The organism is Pseudomonas sp. AKS31, assembly GCF_023634765.1.
Classification (GTDB): Bacteria; Pseudomonadota; Gammaproteobacteria; order Pseudomonadales; family Pseudomonadaceae; genus Aquipseudomonas.
Genome location: NZ_JAMLFX010000002.1, coordinates 988686 through 1007702, shown reverse-complemented (window position 1 = coordinate 1007702; position 19017 = coordinate 988686). Strand labels below are relative to the sequence as shown.

15 protein-coding genes and 1 pseudogene are annotated in these 19017 nt (G+C 59.9%); 9 read left to right on the top strand and 7 right to left on the bottom strand.

The features are described from left to right. Positions 1 to 30 precede the first annotated feature (30 nt). Both M9827_RS10440 and M9827_RS10435 read left to right on the top strand, forming a co-directional pair. Entirely contained in the window at positions 31 to 2664 is a 2634-nt protein-coding gene (locus tag M9827_RS10440) for an excinuclease ABC subunit UvrA (protein ID WP_250605369.1), read from the top strand. A 125-nt stretch (positions 2665 to 2789) separates the two neighbouring features. Beyond that, positions 2790 to 3056 (top strand): hypothetical protein, encoded by a 267-nt coding sequence (locus tag M9827_RS10435; RefSeq protein ID WP_250605368.1) that lies wholly within the window; start codon positions 2790 to 2792, stop codon positions 3054 to 3056. A gap of 396 nt (positions 3057 to 3452) precedes the next feature. Here M9827_RS10435 and M9827_RS10430 read toward each other — a convergent pair whose 3' ends face one another. After that, positions 3453 to 3974: a DUF4142 domain-containing protein gene (locus M9827_RS10430; protein WP_186624531.1), complete on the bottom strand. Its 522-nt coding sequence runs from the start codon at positions 3972 to 3974 to the stop codon at positions 3453 to 3455. Between the two features lie 205 nt (positions 3975 to 4179). Here M9827_RS10430 and M9827_RS10425 point away from each other — a divergent pair, with 205 nt between their 5' ends. Next, positions 4180 to 4422: a DUF465 domain-containing protein gene (locus tag M9827_RS10425; RefSeq protein ID WP_038368920.1), complete on the top strand. Its 243-nt coding sequence runs from the start codon at positions 4180 to 4182 to the stop codon at positions 4420 to 4422. Positions 4423 to 4531: 109 nt separating this feature from the next. Next, positions 4532 to 4696, top strand: coding sequence for a hypothetical protein (locus M9827_RS10420; protein ID WP_250605367.1), 165 nt, complete (start codon positions 4532 to 4534; stop codon positions 4694 to 4696). Between the two features lie 132 nt (positions 4697 to 4828). Here the strand turns inward: M9827_RS10420 and M9827_RS10415 are convergent, their stop codons facing one another. The 4 genes from M9827_RS10415 to M9827_RS10400 form a co-directional block, all read right to left on the bottom strand. Beyond that, positions 4829 to 5905, bottom strand: coding sequence for an SMP-30/gluconolactonase/LRE family protein (locus M9827_RS10415; protein ID WP_250605366.1), 1077 nt, complete (start codon positions 5903 to 5905; stop codon positions 4829 to 4831). Then, positions 5902 to 7047 (bottom strand): sterol desaturase/SRPBCC family protein, encoded by a 1146-nt coding sequence (locus tag M9827_RS10410; RefSeq protein WP_250605365.1) that lies wholly within the window; start codon positions 7045 to 7047, stop codon positions 5902 to 5904. The genes M9827_RS10415 and M9827_RS10410 overlap by 4 nt, the downstream gene beginning before the upstream one ends. A gap of 111 nt (positions 7048 to 7158) precedes the next feature. Further along, positions 7159 to 8022 carry a LysR family transcriptional regulator gene (locus M9827_RS10405; RefSeq protein ID WP_007912548.1) on the bottom strand — a complete coding sequence of 288 codons (864 nt, stop codon included), beginning with the start codon at positions 8020 to 8022 and terminating at the stop codon, positions 7159 to 7161. Between the two features lie 238 nt (positions 8023 to 8260). After that, a complete protein-coding gene (locus M9827_RS10400) occupies positions 8261 to 9979 on the bottom strand; it encodes a hydrogenase maturation protein (protein ID WP_250605364.1) in 1719 nt (572 codons plus the stop codon). A gap of 556 nt (positions 9980 to 10535) precedes the next feature. Between M9827_RS10400 and M9827_RS10395 the strand changes: the two genes are divergently transcribed. The 3 genes and pseudogenes from M9827_RS10395 to M9827_RS27735 all read left to right on the top strand — a co-directional run bounded on the left by M9827_RS10395 (position 10536) and on the right by M9827_RS27735 (position 11653). Then, positions 10536 to 11012: an MbcA/ParS/Xre antitoxin family protein gene (locus tag M9827_RS10395; protein ID WP_250605478.1), complete on the top strand. Its 477-nt coding sequence runs from the start codon at positions 10536 to 10538 to the stop codon at positions 11010 to 11012. Then, positions 11009 to 11512 (top strand): annotated as a pseudogene (locus M9827_RS10390) (RES family NAD+ phosphorylase). The gene M9827_RS10395 and the pseudogene M9827_RS10390 overlap by 4 nt, the downstream one beginning before the upstream one ends. 9 nt (positions 11513 to 11521) lie before the next feature. Next, positions 11522 to 11653 carry a hypothetical protein gene (locus tag M9827_RS27735; RefSeq protein ID WP_284676806.1) on the top strand — a complete coding sequence of 44 codons (132 nt, stop codon included), beginning with the start codon at positions 11522 to 11524 and terminating at the stop codon, positions 11651 to 11653. Between the two features lie 64 nt (positions 11654 to 11717). On the opposite strand, the gene M9827_RS10385 is transcribed toward M9827_RS27735, so the two are convergent. Together M9827_RS10385 and M9827_RS10380 are read right to left on the bottom strand one after the other, a co-directional pair. Further along, positions 11718 to 12035 (bottom strand): SCP2 sterol-binding domain-containing protein, encoded by a 318-nt coding sequence (locus tag M9827_RS10385; protein ID WP_007912567.1) that lies wholly within the window; start codon positions 12033 to 12035, stop codon positions 11718 to 11720. A 52-nt stretch (positions 12036 to 12087) separates the two neighbouring features. After that, positions 12088 to 12798 carry a histidine phosphatase family protein gene (locus M9827_RS10380; protein WP_250605363.1) on the bottom strand — a complete coding sequence of 237 codons (711 nt, stop codon included), beginning with the start codon at positions 12796 to 12798 and terminating at the stop codon, positions 12088 to 12090. A 204-nt stretch (positions 12799 to 13002) separates the two neighbouring features. Here M9827_RS10380 and sohB point away from each other — a divergent pair, with 204 nt between their 5' ends. Both sohB and M9827_RS10370 read left to right on the top strand, forming a co-directional pair. Beyond that, positions 13003 to 14034, top strand: coding sequence for a protease SohB (gene sohB, locus M9827_RS10375; protein ID WP_250605362.1), 1032 nt, complete (start codon positions 13003 to 13005; stop codon positions 14032 to 14034). A 183-nt stretch (positions 14035 to 14217) separates the two neighbouring features. Next, positions 14218 to 18987, top strand: a complete 4770-nt coding sequence (locus M9827_RS10370; protein ID WP_250605361.1) for a dermonecrotic toxin domain-containing protein — start codon at positions 14218 to 14220, stop codon at positions 18985 to 18987. Positions 18988 to 19017 lie beyond the last annotated feature (30 nt).

Sequence of the window (19017 nt, the reverse complement as noted above, 5' to 3'; positions counted from 1 at the left end):
CGCTGAACATTCCTTTACCAAGGCAGGTCGATGACTTCCAAGCGTAATTCCAAAGCGCCCGCCGGCATGGTCCGGGTACGCGGCGCCCGTGAGCACAACCTGAAGAACGTCGATGTCGACATCCCCCGCGATGCGTTGGTGGTGTTCACCGGGGTGTCCGGCTCGGGCAAGTCGTCACTGGCGTTCTCGACCTTGTATGCCGAGGCCCAGCGCCGCTACTTCGAATCGGTGGCGCCGTATGCGCGACGACTGATCGATCAGGTCGGCGTGCCGGATGTCGACTCCATCGAAGGCCTGCCGCCGGCCGTGGCCCTGCAACAGCAACGCGGCACGCCGAGTACGCGCTCGTCGGTGGGCAGCGTGACCACGCTGTCGAGCCTGATCCGCATGCTTTATTCCCGCGCCGGCAGCTATCCGCCGGGGCAACCGATGTTGTATGCCGAGGACTTTTCGCCGAACACCCCGCAAGGCGCGTGCCCGGAGTGCCATGGTCTGGGGCGGGTGTATGAAGTCACCGAGGCGCTGATGGTGCCGGACCCGAACCTGACCATCCGCCAGCGCGCGGTGGCGTCCTGGCCGCTGGCGTGGCAGGGGCAGAACCTGCGCGACATTCTTGTGACCATGGGTATCGACGTCGACATCCCGTGGAAAAAACTGCCGAAAAAACAGCGCGACTGGATTCTCTTCACCGAAGAAACCCCGACCGTGCCGGTGTACGCCGGGCTGACCCCGGAAGAAACCCGCGTCGCCCTCAAACGCAAGATGGAGCCGAGTTATCAGGGCACCTTCACCGGCGCCAGGCGCTACATCCTGCACACGTTTACCCATTCGCAAAGTGCGCTGATGAAAAAACGCGTTTCGCAGTTCATGCTCGGCAGTCCTTGTCCGTTGTGTGACGGCAAACGCCTGAAGCGTGAAGCGTTGTCGGTGACATTTGCCGGGTATGACATCGGCGAGCTGTCGCAGATGCCGTTGCTGCAAGTGGCCGAGGTACTGCGGCCGGTGGCAGCGGCCAGCTACCTCGAACACGCAGAAGAAACCGGCGAGACCTTGAGCCATGCGCAAACCCGCGAGGCCCGTCAGCAGCGCGTCGCTCATGGCGCCAGTGGCCACGCCAGCGCGCCGGATGTGCGGCACACGCCCAACCTGTCACTGGAAAAACGCCTGGCGGCGCAGCGCATTGCCGAGGATCTGCTGGAGCGGGTCAGCACCCTGACCGATCTGGGTCTCGGATATCTGGCGCTGGAGCGCAGCACGCCGACGCTGTCGTCCGGTGAGTTGCAGCGCTTGCGCCTGGCGACGCAACTGGGGTCGCAATTGTTCGGGGTGATCTACGTGCTCGACGAACCCTCCGCCGGTTTGCATCCGGCCGATGGCGAGGCGTTGTTCGAGGCGTTGCAGCGCTTGAAGGCTGACGGCAACACGCTGTTTGTGGTCGAACACGACGTGGAAACCATGCGCCGCGCTGACTGGCTGATCGACGTCGGCCCGGCGGCGGGCGAGCAGGGTGGTCAGGTGTTGTACAGCGGCCCACCCGCCGGTCTGGCCGAGATCGCAGCGTCGCAGACTCGCGCCTATCTGTTTGCCCAAGCGCAGCGCCAGACACGCACGGCGCGCAAACCGACGGCGTGGCTGAAACTCGATGGCATCACCCGCAACAACCTCAATAACCTCAGCGCCGAATTTCCGTTGGGCTGCTTCACCTCGGTGACCGGCGTTTCCGGCTCGGGCAAATCAAGTCTGGTCAGTCAGGCCTTGCTGGAACTGGTCGGCGCGCAATTGGGGCGTCCGCCGGTGGACAGCGAGCCGGAAGAACTCAGCCTCGAAGATGACGCGCCGCAGGTCAGCAGCGGCCAGGTCACGTCCGGGCTGGAGTCGATCAAGCGACTGGTGCAGGTCGACCAGAAACCCATCGGCCGCACGCCACGCTCCAATCTGGCGACTTACACCGGGTTGTTCGACAACGTGCGCAAGCTCTACGCCGCCACCGACGCGGCACGGGCCGCAGGTTTCGACGCCGGGCAGTTTTCCTTCAACGTCGCCAAGGGTCGTTGCGCCACGTGCGAAGGCGAAGGCTTTGTCAGCGTCGAGTTGTTGTTCATGCCCAGCGTCTATGCGCCGTGCCCGACTTGCCATGGTGCGCGGTACAACCCGCAGACCCTGGCCATTCTCTGGGAAGGTCTGAGCATTGCCCAAGTGCTGCAATTGACCGTCGAGGAAGCGGTGACCGTGTTTGCCGAGCAACCGGGGATTCGCCGTTCACTGGAAGTGCTGCGCGATATCGGCCTCGGTTATCTGCGCCTCGGGCAACCGGCCACGGAGCTGTCCGGCGGCGAAGCGCAGCGGATCAAACTGGCCACCGAGTTGCAGCGCAACCAGCGCGGCGCGACCTTGTATGTGCTGGATGAACCGACCACCGGGCTGCATCCGCGCGATGTCGATCGGCTGCTGGAGCAACTGGATACGCTGGTGACGGCGGGGCATACGGTGATTGTCGTCGAGCACGAAATGCGCGTGGTGGCGCAGAGTGACTGGGTGATCGACATCGGGCCGGGGGCGGGCGATCAGGGCGGCAGAATCGTAGCGGCTGGCACGCCGCAGAAGGTTGCGGCGAGCAAGAAAAGCAAGACCGCGCCGTTTCTGGCTCGGGCGTTGAGTCGGTAATTGCGGTGTTCCGACTGGCACCCTCAAGCGCGGCGGCGAAGTTTTGAACGTTGGCGCGGGCCAGGCTTCGAATCGTTAACACCCCGGCGGATGTGTGTCGGGGGTGTTTGACCAACGAGGTGGCCATGAACGAGCAAACGAAGGAACAGAGTCAATCTGGCGAACCGATCAATCGCAATGATCCGGCGATCGACCCGCAGGTGCCGGGGCAACCGGCGCCGACACAACAGCAGGGCGATAAAGAGCAGGCCCAGAGCGCCGACCCGGCCGTGGACCAAAAAAATCAGAATACGGATAACGACAACGAGTTCAGTCCGGGCTTTGAGCCAAAACCGGACCGGGCTAAGCCGGGCGAGGATACGGATGCGGATATTGATACGGATGGCGGTTGATTTTCGGTTGATATGACAAGGCCGCATCTTATGGATGCGGCCTGTTTTTTCGCTTGAGTCTGGTGGTGTGGCTGAGATCGATCCCCCTCACCCCAGCCCTCTCCCCCCAAGGGGGCGAGGGGGAAAGGGAGCCGACCGGGGCTATTCAAAACCTTAGTTTCACTCCAGAACCTGAGTTCGAAGAGTTGCAATCCAGAGCCCGAGTTCGAAACCGGAGTTGCACTGCAGAACCTGAGTTCGAAAGCCGGAGTTTCCCTCCAGAACCTGAGTTCGAAGCCGGAGTTGCACTGCAGAGCCTGAGTTCAAAACCGGAGTTTCAGGTCGGCGTAACTCAAACATCCACCTCGGTCGGCTCCCTCTCCCTCCGGGAGAGGGCTGGGGTGAGGGTAAAGCTTTTTACTTGCTCGGATGCTTGGCCTGCAGCTCTTTCGCCGCTGCCAGATGTTTCTCCAGCGCCGGCAACATTTTCTGTGCGAACGCCTTCAACTCGGGGGCGCCTTTGACCTTGTCATCGGTCACGGTATTGGCTTGTTTCTTGAACAGCTCAATGGTCTCTTCGTGCGCCTTCACCTGATTGTTGGCGTAAGCGGCGTCGAAGGATTCATCGCGCATATCGAGGATTTTTTCTTTGGCCTGTTTGACCAGGGTCGTTTCATCCGGGACTTCGATGTCATTGGCCTTGGCAATCGTCGCCAGTTCGTCATTGGCCTTGCCGTGATCGGTGATCATCATGTTGGCGAACGCCTTGATGTCAGCCGATTGGCTTTTCTCCAGGGCCAGACGACTGGTTTCGATCTCGGCAATCCCGCCAGCCGCAGCGTTATCGACGAAGTCGTTGTCAGTCGCAGCGAAAGCGCTGCCCATGCCGCTGCTCAAAGCGACAGCCAGAACCAGATGACGCAGGTTGAATCCGTCCATTGTGTATCTCCACGCAGTTTTTGTTGGTGTTAAGCAATGGAGGCAACATGGCGAGCAAAGGTTTGATCGCATTTGCGACAGGGCGACGAACGGACACCGCTGGTCTGACAGGTGGTCGACAGAACCGTGCAACCGAGGCCATTCTGATAACGGGTCAGCGCAATCGGTCGTGCTGGCCCTGCCGATCAACTGACGGAGGTGTTCCATGCCGGTTCCCCATGACCTGTTTCAGGACTTGAGTTGCACGAAGGAAGAGATCCAGCAAAAACGCACCCAGGATCCACGACTGGATTCATTGATCAACAAATACTCCCAAGCCGACGCAGAGGTGGTCAAAGCCGAAACGGCCACTTCAGATGCCCCCACTGACGACGCATTGAAAAAGCTCAAAGAGAAGCGTCTGAAGGTCAAAGACGAAATCGTCAGCCATTTACAGGCACCGTCCTGATTCTCCGATGATCCGCCGATCTGCGGTTGCGGATTGGCGGGAACGACAGCCACGACCGGCACCTCGAATGTACAGAGTCCTCCATCAGCGACTCTTTGCGAGGTGCCACATGAACGATCCCAAATTCCCCAGTGAAGAGCAGGGCGCTTTCGACCCGGTTCCCACCCATCCCGAACCGAACAGTCCGGCGCATACCACGGTCAATCCTGAAGAGCCGGACGAGGATCTTCCCGAAGACGAAGATCCGGACAAGTTCGATAAATCCAGCAACTGACAGACCGCCATCGCTGGCAAGCCAGCTCCCAAAGGGTCACTCGTCGTGCACAAATTTCATGTCCAACGCGATACCTGTGGGAGCTGGCTTGCCAGCGATGGCGTCAGTAGGCTCGATACAGATCCAGCAGATTCACTTCAGCGCCGCATCCAACGGCATCCGCGCCATATGCGTCGCCTTCAACGAGCCAAAATACAACCACGGCCCATACTCGCGCACCGTAGTAATCGGCGAGTAATTGCCAGTGCTCGCGTCCTGCAAATTGGCAATCACCTTGCCCTGCAGATCCAGCCCCAGGACAAACCCGCGCTTCTCCACCGGTTTCGGCAGCACAGTCAACGCCCGCACGATCATCTTGCGCACGAACGGATGCCCGGCGGTACCGTCGAGTAGTGCATTGCGCGGGGCATACAACGCTACCCAAAAGCGATTGCTGCCATTGAACGCGAGGTTGTCCGGCAGCCCCGGCAAATTGTCGATGAACAGGTCGTGAGTGCCGGCTTTCGGCCCGGTCAGCCAATAACGACTGATGCGGTAGGCGCCGGTTTCATTGACCAGCACATAGGCGTCGTCCGGGCCGAGGGTCACACCGTTGGCGAACTCCAGCTTATCGAGCAGGACACTCGTTTTACCGCTCTGGAAGTCATAGCGCAGCAGACGTCCGTCGCCGCCGTGCTCGATGATCGCCTCGCCGTCATGGCCATAGCCCCAGCGGCTGGAAGCGTCGCTGAAGTAGGCGTAATGCCCGGACTTGTCGATGGCCACGTCATCGGTGAAGCCGAACGCCAGACCATTGGCCGCCGTGGTCAAGGGAACCAACTGACCTTGCGCATCAAGGGACAGCAAGCCCTTGACCCCGTCAGCGATCACCAGCATGCCGTTCGGATGTCGGGCCAGGCCCAGCGGGCGGCCACCGGTGTCGGCGAGTACTTTGCGCTGCTGGCCGTCGAGGCTGCTGCGGATCAGTCGACCGTCGTGCAGCCCGGTGATCAGAAAGTCACTTTCCAACAGCAAGGCTTCCGGCCCTTCGATGTCGCTCGGCCCGACCTGCGCTGCCCCTTTGAGTTTCTGGTTCTCGGCATAGACACCTTCTTTCAGCGAGGGCGCTGGCGGTGGCGTCCAGGCCACGGGTTCGACGTTGGTGGGCATCAATAATAAAAAGCCGATGACGATAAGGACCAGCAGCAACAGCAGATGTCTCAGCTTCACGCGCTGGCCCTCGCCGAGGCCAGGTAGCGGGCGGCCATGTCGCGCAGTGCGAGCATCGACGCAGCGGATTCGCGCTCGATGCGCCGTTTCAGCAGCAAGCGGTTGGCGATGCGCATGCCCAGTCCGTCGAAGCGATAATCCAGTGTGCGCACAAACCGCGTGCCGGTGCCTGCGGCGCTGCATTCATAGGTCAGCAGCAGCGACAAACCATGATCGCCCTGCGCCCGCGCACACCAGCGCCGGCCGGGCAGGTACTCGGTGACTTCCCAACTCAAATGGCCTGCGCGCCCGCCGGCATGAATGTCCTCTTCAAAGCGCGCGCCGGCATGCAACGGGCCTTGCGCACCGTCGATTTTCAGCGACGACGGGTGCCACTCCGGCCAGCGACTGACACTGGCGGCGTAGGCCAGCACGGCGATGGGTTCACCAGCGATATCGATCGGGTGCTGCAGGCGGGTCATGGGCATTGTCGAATAGCTCAAAGGGGTGGTTTCCGGCTCCCAGTACAGGGTGCCGAACAGGTAGTCCATCAGCGGCAAAACGATGTTGAAATTACGTTCCTGCATGCGTTCGCGACGGTGATGCAGTTCGTGCAACCGGCGCATCTGGCGGATCCACGGCAGTCGGGTCAGCGGGTTGTGCGGCGGCAGGTGTTCGCAGGCGTGGAATATTTCGTAAGTCAGATAACCGAGGACCATGCAGCCGCCAAACAGCCCGGCGACGTTGGCGTTGATCTGCGCGAGCAGCCACCACAACGGCAGGGTGATCAGCAGTGTGTGCAGCACGATCAGCCACGCGGGGAACAGAATCACTCGCCAGTCGCGGGCGCTGTCATATGTCATGTGGCCGGGGGTGAAGAAACTGTGATGATCGCCGGCATGGCGTGCGTAGAACATTTTCGCCAAGGTCTTTTTGTGGTGGCCGAGATGGCGATGGACCATGTACACACCGAAATTGAACAACAGCAGGGTCAACGGCACCGTCAGCCATTCCACCAGACTGACTTGCTGCACGCTGCTCCAGAACCCGCCGATGGCCAGCACGCCGAACAGCAGCACGAAAGCACCGTGCAACCACGGGTTGTACAGCGGATGAATGGCCGCACGGTAGCGGCTGCGAAATATCTCGGTGGTCTGCCTCACTGCGTCACCTGCGGGTATTGTTGTTATACCCGGCAGATTAGCCGATCCGGCCGTTTGTGCAGGCCGGACCTTGATGTCACATGCGCCATGATCGGCTGTAAAGCCGCCGCTTCAGCTCAGCGGGTTCCAGCGTTGCGACCAGTCGTCGTCGGTGCGGATCACTTCGCGCAGCAAGTGGAAGGCTTGTTGCAGCGTCGCCGAATCGCGATCGCGTGAGTAGACGAGGTAAGTCGGATAGCCGAATTCCGGGGCTTTGGTCACCGCTTCCAGGGCGCCGCTTTCCAAGTAAGTGCGCACGACTCGGGTGCGGAAATAGCCGCTGCCGCCGTGTTCGAGAATGTACTGCAGGGCCAGTGGGCCGAGGTTGAAACTCAGCGCCGCTTTGGCTTTTTCCGGCAGGGCGGCGTCATGCTGGCGGCGGAAGTCCGGGCCCCAGTCAATGTAGACGTAGGGATCGGGACGATCGGGGGCGCGCACCAGAATCAGTTTTTCTTCCAGCACCTGCTCGACCTGCAATCCCGGCCAGTATTCCGGTTGATAGACCAGCGCGGCGTCGAGCACGCCGAGTTCGAGCTGGCGCAGCAGGTTTTCGCCGTCGCGGATTTCCATGCGCAGGGCATGCCCGGGAATCTTCTCGCGCAGTTCCGCCGCCCAACTCAACATCAACGGGTTGCACAGGCTGACTTCGCCACCGATGTGCAGCACGTTGTGATAGCCCTCGGGCAGTGGCAGGTCGCGGCGTGCGGCCTCCCAGGTCTGCACCAGTTGATTGGCGTAGACCACAAAAGCCTCGCCATTGGGCGTCAGTTTCGCCCCGGCGCGGTTGCGCACAAACAGCGTACTGCCCAGCTGGCTTTCGAGTTTCTGCACCCGGGCGGTGATCGCCGTTTGTGTGACAAACAGCTTTTGCGCGGCCGCGGCGAGGCTGCCGTGACGGACGATTTCCAGAAAGGTGCGAGCGAGATCGATGTCCATGGGTGGGCCGGTGTTTGAGGTGTCGGGCATTGTAAAGGCAAAAGCCCCTCACCCTAACCCTCTCCCAGAGGGAGAGGGGACCGATTGGGGGATATTGAAGCAATGCACCGACTTGAACGATCAACGTTGAATCCATAATCGACCCGATTTTTCAGGTCGATGCAGGGCGCCAGACACCTCACCCTGGCCCTCTCCCTTGGGAGAGGGCCAGGGTGAGGGGAAAGCAGTCACCGCAAGATCAACTGGCCAACTCAACCGAACGCCCCCGCGCCCATGCCTCGATCAACCGCGCCGGCGTGCCACAGACCTTGCGCTTGTAAACAAAATTGCGGCACTTCTCGGCAAACTGATTACGGTTGTAGAGCATGTCTTCCTGCATCTCCTGAAGTTCGGTTTCGCGGCATTGCTGGATCAACACCTGATCCACCCGCGCCTTGCGCTCGCGCACCGCCGCATAGGTCGGATCGCTCACCACGCCGTTGGCCCTTTGCAGCAACCACAGGGCAAATTCGTCCGGGCAGCGCGGGCCGATTTCCTGAACCATGCCCAGTTGCCACGCCTGCACCGCGCTCACCGGCAGACAGGCTTGGGTCAATTGCTCGGCCATTGCCGGGCCGACGGCGCGGGGCAGGCTGTAGGTCCAGTATTCGGAGCCGTACAACCCCATGCTCTTGTAATGCGGATTGAGCACGATATCGGCGCGGGCAAAGACAATGTCGGCCGCCAGCGCAAGCATCACCCCACCGGCGCCGGCATTGCCGGTGACGCCACTGACCACCAGTTGCCGGGCCGTCAGCAGTTCTGCGCAGACATCGTCGATCGCCTGAATATTGGCCCAGGCTTCGGCACCGGGATCCTGCGCGGCCTGGATCACATTCAAATGCACGCCGTTGGAAAAACTGCCGCGTCCGCCCTTGATCAACAACACCCGGGTATCACGGGATTTCGCCCAGCGCAGCGCGGCGACCATGCGCTGGCACTGCTCGGTGCTCATGGCGCCGTTGTAGAACTCGAAGGTCAGCTCACCGACGATGCCGGATTCGCGGTAGCGAATCGGTTGATAGGCTTCGTCACTGAACGGCTGCGTGGCGATCGACCAGTCCAGCACCGGTACATCGGCCAATTGCCCGGCCAACAGGTGTCGCGCCGGTTGCTTGAAGGTCTCCTCGCCGGGTTGCGGTTTGCGCCGCAGTGCACCGATCCACAGGCTTTGATCTCCGGCTGCGACCAGCACCGCATCGTCATGCACCGCAAGAATTTCGCCGGGCATGCCGCTGCGCGAATCCAGGTGCGCGTCGTACACGTAATACTGACCGCCGGCCAGGCTCGCCAACACCCCGGGCTGGCCGTCGGCGGCATCGATGCAGCGTTTGATAAAGCGCGCGCAATCGTGCCAGCTGAAACTGCGGTCGGCCTGCTTCATGTTCGGCTGCAAGCGCCCGCGCACCTTGGCATCGGCATAGTCCAGAGCTACCGGCTCGAAGCCTTCGACGAATTTCTCGACCACTTCGCGTACGCAACGAATCGCCGCGTCACTGACCCGGCCGTTGTACAGCTCGGATTTGCGCAGGCCCGACGGCAGGTTGAATTCGCAGGTGGCCCACACCGGGCCGGCGTCCATTTCCTCGACCGCTTGCAACGCGGTGACGCCCCAATTCGGCAGCTCGTTGGTAATCGCCCAGTCGAGGGCATTGGCGCCGCGATCACCGACGATACCCGGATGGATGATCACCACCGGCCGCTCGGTGTTGCTCCACAGCGCCTGCGGAACGCGGTCCTTGAGGAACGGGCAGATCACCAGATCCGCGCCGCTGTGTTCGATCTGTTCGCACACGGCCTGTTCATTGGTAAACAGCACGACGCTGGGCGAGTGCCCGGCCTCGCGCAGTTCCAGCCAGGCGCGTTGGGTCAGGCCGTTGAATGCCGACGACAGCAGAATGATGTTGAGTGCTCGCATGATTGCTCTTCCTTGAGTGGATTCGGCCGTGGGCTCTCGCTGAGCCGTCCCTGGCCTTCGATGGAGCCGCGAGATTAATCAGTGACGAGCCACGCGCCAGTGATCAAGGTCAACGTTCTGTCAGCCATTGTTTCTGCGGCGACGAAGCGCTTTATGTTCAAAGGTTTGCATTTGATGGTTTTTTATTGCGGAAAATGTCGGCGGGGCTATTGCACAGTCGCGCCTGATCAGCGCCGGACGGGGCGGGAGTGGTGGCTGGATGTGAGTGCTCACTTCGGTGGCTGATAGCCGAATGTCTTGCGTTTACGTCCTACGGAAAATGCAGGGTTTTGCCGCAAGCGAGGGATATTTCCGACGACCTTTTCAGGTTGGTCGTCGGAAGCGCGATCTATAGCATCGATCCTGACATTGAAGTCGCTGAGCGGCTGGAACGCTCAGGCTCCCAGATCAAGGATCAGTTATGCGTACCCCACACATCGAGCATGAAACCTCTGTTTATTCCCTGCGCAACTTCTGGATCGACGATCGCGCCAGATGCCCCATGGAGGATATCGCGATGCCCACACCAAAAGCGCCCCGGCTGACGGGGCTGAAGAAGGTCGCGGGCAAGCCTGTCGATCTGCTCGTGAACGGTCAGAACATCGGTGACGATGCCCTGCTGATCATCCGCCTGACCGACGAGGGCTTTGAGCTGAGCGATGTCGTCAACATGCTTTCAACTTGCGAGTTGTATCTGCGCGAAGACATGGTCAAACGCATCACCGGCAAGTCTGTAAGAACCGTGCGCCGGCTCATGAAGGAAGGCAAACCGGTACGGCTTGACCCGCAACAGAGTGTCGTCGCCTACCAATATGCGCTGGTGCTCGAGATGGCCACTCGGGCATTCGCAGGGCAATCGCGTGCGGAGGCCTGGATGCAGAAACCCAGCCCTTATCTGAGCGGCCACGTGCCGTTGGAATTTATCCGACATCCACTGGGTTTCCAGATGGTGGAACAATACCTGTGGCAGATCATGTCCGGGGTTTACCCATGAATCCCTTGCCTTGGGACGAGCACTGGTATGCCTGGCGGCTGGACCCCGAGGTTTATGGGACTACGTGGGACAGCGGGATAGGTTCAGAACTGAATGGAGGTCGATGGAATGCGCCTGGCCGGCGAGTCGCCTACGCCTCTGTCGACCCGTCTTCGGCCATTCTGGAGGTGGCAGCCAATAACAGTTTTGATGCGCTCGACAGTGAGCCGTATGTACTGACGTGCTTTGAAGTCATCAGCGATGCCAAGGTCAGAATCGTGCAGCCGGAAGAGGTGCCCAATCCATACTGATTGAGCCCCGCACGGCCTTCACCCAATCAGCAGTTGTTTGCCGATGCTCTTTTGGCCGAGCATCCGTTTGTGTTGATCCCCTCGGCGGCAACCCGGCATTCGTGGAATCTGCTGGTGAGTTGCGAACTGGCGGAGGGGCAGTTCCAGATGGTCTCCCAGGAAAGGTTTGGCCTGGATACCCGGTTGTTGAAGGAGATGGCATTGGCCTGATACGCAGGGATGCTGTTCATGATTCAATCTTCATCCGTCAAATCACCTTTGAGTCTGGCCGGGCTGCTGGCCATCAACACGCTGCCGGCCATTGCGGCCGAGCGCACGGCAACTGAATGTGAAAGCGGGCATGCGCAGTAAATTTCAGCGTTCGAATGAAAAATCCCGCCATGAAGGCGGGATTCTTGGGTCACTGAACGCGCTATTACGACGGGAACAGCTCGGACAGTTTCATCGACAGCATCATGTCGCCTTCAACGCGCAGCTTGCCGCCCATGAAAGCCTGCATGCCGTCGGTTTCGCCGCTGACGATACCTTTGAGGGTTTCGCTATCCAGTACCAGCGTGCAGTTGGCGTCCGGGTTCTCGCCTTCCTGGATATCGCAGGTGCCGTCCTTGACGATCAGCGAGTACTGCTTGTCTTCGTCAGTGATGTTGAAACCGAAGACCAGATCCAGGCCGGCAGCAGCGGCTGGGTTGAACTTGGCTTGCATTGCTTTTACGGCATCGGCTACGGAGGTCATGGTTCGATCCTTATTGGGGTTGATTACAGCAAGGTTCACAAGTTAACCGGACTCAGCGGAAAGTGATGAGTTCCGGAGCCTTCAACAGTTGCAGGTGCGCATGACTGTTGAAGGAGGCCAAAGCCACCTCGCGACCGCGGAACTTCAGATGGTTGAGCGAGGTGTTGACGATTTGCCAGTTCAATTCAAAGGCCTGTCTGGCGGGCATTTGCGTAATGAGGTGGAGCAGGGCGGTGATGGTGCCGCCGGAGGTGAACACGGCGATTTTCTGTTTGGCGCCAGCCTGTTCCAGGATCCGGTGCAGCCCGGCCTGAACCCGTTCGACGAAACTCAACCAGCTTTCCAGCCCCGGTGTGTCGTAAGTGCCGGCCAGCCAGCGCTCGATGATCAGGGCGAAAATCCGTTGGAATTCGCCACGGTTCTGCGCGGCATTGCGCAAGATGTCGAGGGCTTCAGGCTCGTCCGCCAGCATGTCCGGGAGCAGCGCTCGAATCACCGCGTCGGCATCGAATTCGTTGAATGCCGAATCGGTTTCCAGGGTCGGCACCGGCAGCCCTTTGGCGGCGTATTGCGCCAGTGCGCTGGTGGCCGTGTGCTGCTGACGACGCAGGTTACCGGCGAGGCAGCGATCGAAGCTGATGCCAAGTTCAGCAAGGTGCTGACCGAGGATTTCTGCCTGACGCACACCGGTCGGCGAGAGGACGTCATAGTCGTCTGCACCAAAGGAGGCCTGGCCATGTCGAATCAAGTAGATGCTGCCCACGTCCGCGTCATCCCGGTACGTTGAAGGTTGTGGCGAGGTTATGAGGATGACGGGTAGCTGTCAATGAAAAAACATACGCTTGTTTGAAATGCCCGTTACAGGGGTGTTGCCAGAGTTTTCACGGCTGGTCGACAAGCCGGCGCATGGGTATGCTTGAGCCATCCCGCGCGTGTCCCGCCTCCGCGCATCGTTTAAGGAGTCTCTGTGGAGTTTTTCACCGAATACGCCAGTTTTCTGGCCAAGACCGTCACCCTGGTAGTCGCCATTCTGGTGGTGCTTGCCAGTTTTGCCGCATTGCGCAGCAAGGGCCGGCGCAAATCGGCCGGTCAGTTGCAGGTCAGCAAACTCAATGATTTCTACAAGGGCCTGCGTGAGCGCCTGGAGCAGACGCTGCTCGACAAGGATCAGCTCAAGGCTTTGCGCAAAGGCGAGGCCAAGTCCGAGAAAAGCGCGAAAAAGCAGAAGAAACCGCCTGAAGCCAAATCGCGCGTATTCGTGCTGGATTTCGACGGCGACATCAAGGCTTCGGCGACCGAAAGCCTGCGCCACGAAATCACCGCATTGCTGACCCTCGCTACCCCCAAAGACGAAGTGGTCCTGCGTTTGGAGAGCGGTGGCGGCATGGTTCACAGCTATGGTCTGGCTTCCTCGCAACTGGCGCGTATCCGCGAGGCCGGCGTACCGCTGACCGTGTGCATCGACAAGGTTGCGGCCAGCGGCGGCTACATGATGGCGTGCATCGGCGAGAAGATCATCAGTGCGCCGTTCGCGATTCTCGGCTCGATCGGCGTGGTTGCGCAACTGCCCAACGTCAACCGCTTGCTGAAGAAGCACGACATCGATTTTGAGGTCCTCACCGCCGGCGAGTACAAGCGCACCTTGACCGTGTTTGGCGAAAACACCGAGAAGGGCCGCGAGAAGTTTCAGGAAGACCTGGACATCACCCATCAACTGTTCAAGAACTTCGTGGCGCGCTATCGCCCGCAACTGGCGATTGACGATGTGGCCACCGGTGAAGTCTGGCTCGGCGTCGCGGCGCTGGACAAACAACTGGTCGATGAGCTCAAGACCAGCGATGAATACCTCGCAGACCGGGCGAAAAAGGCTGAGGTCTATCACCTGCACTACGCCGAACGCAAAAGCTTGCAGGAGCGTATCGGCATGGCGGCCAGCGGTTCGGTCGACCGCGTGCTGCTGAGCTGGTGGAGTCGGCTGACCCAACAGCGTTTCTGGTAAATACTCCGACGCTCGCATGACAACCGTCATGCGAGCGTGTTTCAGAAAAACTGTGCACTACATATGTATTTTCAACTTCTTGATTGTTGATGAATTCTGTTTGAGTTCATCAACTAATCGCGCTGTATCGAGTTTTATTTCAACTTTATTCTGAGTGCTCAAGTCAGATTAAGGTTGTTAAACATGGATGTTGAAAATGCAAAACTGAAAACGCCTGACATGACGCCAGCCCAACAAGGCGTCTTTTTTGAGTTGTTCAAAGAACAAATTCCCGCTTGGTTGCTTGAATCGTCGAATGCCGTACGCGACGCCCTCTACACCAGCCTTAAAACCAGCTACAAGTCCCGGCACCTCGCGCGTGAGCAGGCCCAGGCGTTGAGTTCTCCGCAAGCTTTCTGTGCGCCCCTGTTGGCTAAAGCGATGTCACAGAAACTGGGAGAGCCGTTTGACGTCGCGGGCGCGCTCTTCCAGCATGTGCGCTCGACGTCCAGCCTGTTGGGATTGCGCAAAAAACTTGTACTGCCGATCAAGCGCGACGTGTTGACGGCAGCCTGCGAGAATTTCGAACTGTCAGAAACAAAGTCTGGCAACTATAGCGATAACTCGTTTCTGTATGTTCCGCCTCGCGTTAAAGGGCAGCGCAGTCAGATACTGCCACTCGAACCTCATCAGTTCGCCAAACTGTGTCGAGATCTCGATCTGGGTGCGCAATACCAGAAACATGTAGAAGCGTTGTTTGGCAGTGAAACTCAGATCGGCAGTTTGCAGACCGCTGCAGTGGCGTGTTCAAAGGATCAATTCGATGTTGATCGGCATATCGCATTGCTTCGCGGACATATCAGTGCAGATGTTTACGCGATGCTCGAATCGGTCAAGGATTCGGCGTCCACGATCAGTCTGGGCACTAACACGTTGGGGTATCACAATCTCGAAATGCTCGGGGTAACGTTGAGCGGACCGATGTTGATCGGGCCGGTCGGCGTACGTGCCGACGATGATGACGAGCGCTGTGTGGTCTACATACCGGGTGACCCGGATCATCCGCTGAAAGAATACGCCTCGTTCCCGATGTTCGAACGCCAGTTGAGCATGCGCTTGCGAGATGTGAAATGGCGCAGTTTTTTCATGCGTTTCATCCTCCTTGGCGAGCGCTCGACGTTCATCACGGGGCTGAATGTAAGACTGCTGAACGCCAATACCGCGCAGTTTCCATTCGCCACGTTCTACTTGCCGGTGACGGCCGTCGCCCTGGAAGGCGATGCAAAGCACGATCTCTTTCTGGCGCTGTTTCGGCATCACTCGAAAAGATTCCGCGCGGAAGCGCGGTTGCTGGTGGTACCGACCGGTGATGAAGATGAAAAGACCCGCTTGGGGCGGCTGGATACCTATAAGTCCATCGGCTTGAACACGCTGGCGTTCTTTGCCTCTTTTGTCCCTGTCCTTGGCGAAATGATGTTTGCTGTGGCCGGCCTGCAATTGCTCAGCGAGGTCTACGAAGGTGTGGAGAGCTGGGCTTATGGCGATCAGGAACACGCGACGGATTGCCTGTTCGATACCCTGGAAAACCTGATCCTCATGACGGCATTCGCAGCCGGTGGAGTGGCCGCAGGCAAGGTTTACAAAACCCTGCGTTCATCAACGTTCGTTCAGGGTTTGCGACGCCTGCCTATTGAAGGCGACGGCCATCGGCTGTGGTGTGCGGACATGGCCGCCTATCGCCAATGGGAGCCGGTTCTTGCGGGGCTTTCGCCGGACAGTCAGGGCTTGATCCGGCAGGGGGATGAGCGTTTTCTGCCGCTGGGCGCGGATGCCTATGCAGTACGTCCGGTCGCCGGCACCGGGCTGTGGGAGGTGCATGGCACGCCGCCATCTGCGCGCTACCGCCCATTACTCGAAACCAATGGAGCAGGGGCATGGCGCCACGATTCGGAACTGGCGCAGGGCTGGAGCCCGCTCACGCTCCTGCGCCGCCTCGGTTATCGCGAAGAAGGGCTGCCCGATGCCCGTGTCCTGCAAGTCATCGCCTGCACCGGCATCGATGAAACACAGCTACGCCATTCGTTCGTGCAGCGTGGCGAGACGATGGCATTGCTGGCCGACACCGTCAGACGCTTTCGCGCCGATGCGCAGGTTTCGCAGTTTCTGGAGCAGATCGGCACGCCATCGCTGGTTTCTTCAGCCGATGCTGATCTGCAGTTGTACCTGCTGACCACGGCGTCGCGCTGGCCTGCGGATCTGGCGGTGATTGTGAACGACGTCGGGGCGCAAGAGGTGGCGCGTTATGGCGCTGAGAGTGCATCCAGACGCCTGGAAATCAGCAAGGATACGCTGCACCAGGGAGAGTTTCACACGTCACTGCTGGCGGGTCTCAAGGCGGATGAGCGGTCGAATTTGCTGGGCTCGACCGCAGGAAAAGCATCAGAGCAGGTTACCTCGCTTTTGGCCTGTATCGGTACACTTGCGTCGGGCCAGCGGCCGGCGCTGATGAGTCGGCTGTATCGACGCGTTGATGTCTGCGAAAGCGTCCGCGGAGAAATCATTTGCAAGGCTTTTGCACCATTGTCAGCCAGCATCGCCGATGAGTTTGTACGGTATGCCGATATCAATGAATGGGCGCAACTTGACTCGGCCAAAGTGCCGTTGCGACTCGCCGAAGAGGCACGGCGCTTTCAGCCGGTTCAGCGGTTGAACCGCGCGTACGAGGCGCTGTATCTGGATTCGTTCAGCGGCGACGACGCTGACGGGTTGGTACTCGATGCCTTGACGCACTTGCCCGGGTGGCCCGGCGATGTGGATGCGCAGGGAACGGTCGTGTCGACGTCGCCCGCCAGCCCCCGCGCAGATTTTTTCCAGGCTTTATGGGAAAACCTGCCGGCACATGCCCGAAAGGCGCTTGGTGTGGCCACGGACACCGATGGCAGTGGTCTTCGGCAGAACATTACCGCAGTGGCATTGCAGCGCCGCGAGCCGTTTTCCCGGTTGCTGAATATCGAAGCGCTGGGTGCAGACTACCGCTCGCCGATGGGACTGGCGGATCGCCAGATCGAACACTCCATGGGGCTCTCGGCGCCAGACACCAGCCCCTTGCCCTCCAGATCGCCAGCGATCATGCAGCGGGCGGGCGAACTGTATCCTTCCCATTCCACCGAGCAGATCAAGCTGTTTGTAGCGTCACTGGAGGCGGACGACGTCTTGGCCATCAGGACACTCGAGCGCATGCGGGTTGAGTACCAAACGATGGTCGAGACGCTGGAACGCTGGGTCCATCGCGACACCTGGTATCACACGGATAGCGGTGGGCGCGAAAAGGTGCCCTCGCACAGCAAATCTCTGGCGGCACGAGCGATCCGGCGTGCCTGGCGCCGAGAAACCCGCGTGACTGATGAATCGGGTAACAGCGCACCCAGTCTGATACTGGACCGGGTGCCTCTGGGGGAGTTGCCGGTGATCGTGGCCGACTTCAATCACATCGCTGTGTTGCGGATGAGTGGGGTGGGGGCCAGCGCCGGGTTGAACAGCTTTTTGCGCAATTTTTCCCGGCTGAGCACGCTGGATTTATCAGGTAACGGGCTGACGCGCGTGCCGCAGGCGATTGAAGAAATGTCCGGTCTGCGACATCTGGATTTGAGTGAAAACCAGATCGAGCTCACTGAGCGTTCAGTTCCCGAGTTCGGCAACAACGATGGCCTGGTTTCGCTGGATCTGAGTTTGAACCCGACATTGGGGCGCACACCGCGGCTAACGGCGCAGCGTCGATTGCGGCGCCTGGATCTGCGTGCCTGCGGAATTTCCGATTGGCCCTCGGACATTGATGCGCTGACTGAACTGCAGGCGCTGGGCCTTCGCAATAACAATATCGTCGAGGTGCCCGCAGCAGTGTTCAACTACCGCGCCGCGTTGAATCGTGGCACCTGCCTTGACGGCAACCCGCTGTCAGCGTCGAGCCTGAAGGCGATTGCGCAATACCAAAGGACCCAGGGTAGCGGCTTTGGCGTGATGGCTCATGACTACCCGGGTACGGCGTGGCAGGCTGTCGATAGGGAAGGTGCCGGCTGGGTGAATGGTTTGTCGCAAGTGTCGGTTGCGCGTGCGCAGGAGGTGCTGACGTCTTTGCTGGCGGATCCGCAATCACGGGACTTTTTCGAGGTGCTTGAACAATTGCGCGCAACCGCTGATTTCACCCACACCCGCGATCAACTGGCCCAGCGCGTGTGGGGCGTGCTGGAGGCTATCTGCACAGACGCCAGATTGCGCCGAACGCTGTTTCGCATGGCCAGGGCCGGCCAGGCAAGCGCCGTCAATGTCGCCGTGCTGTTCAGTGATCTTGAGGTCAGATGTCTGTGTTATCGGGCAGTCGCGGCTGTGCGCACCGGTACGCAAACACTGGAAGGGGAGCTGATCGGCCTGTTGCGCGGAATGTTTCGCTTGCATGAAGTGCACAGGCACGCCTTGATGGACATCGCGCAGCGTGCGCAGTCCGCTTCACTCACCGCGCAGCAGGCGCTGGATGTCAGTCTGCTGTACAGGGTGCGCCTGGCCGAACGACTGCAACTGCCCGGACAACCCCGGCAACTGAATACCGTGCTGGACGTTGAAGTGACCGCCGGCCAAATCGATCAGGTCGGTCTGGAGGTGATCAGGGCCGAGCAAGGCCCGCAACTACTGGAGTCGATCAGTCAGGAGGAGTTCTGGTCGGAGTACCTGGCAGAGACGCAGCGAGCTGCATTTGAAGACAACCTGCAACGTAGCGGCCGATCACTGGCGCAATTGGAGCGGCGAGCCGGGCTGTCTCGCCAGGCGGCCTCGCAACAGATGAAGACCATTCTTGATAATTTCAGGAACGAAGCTGCGCAGGTTCGCAGGCACCTGACAACTCTGGCTTTGAGTCGCCACCCTGGTTTGACGTTGCCGCCGACGACGGCGCCGGGCCGGTTTGGACAATCCAAGGGTTAAGCAGAAAACCCCGAGTCCGCAGGCGCGGCC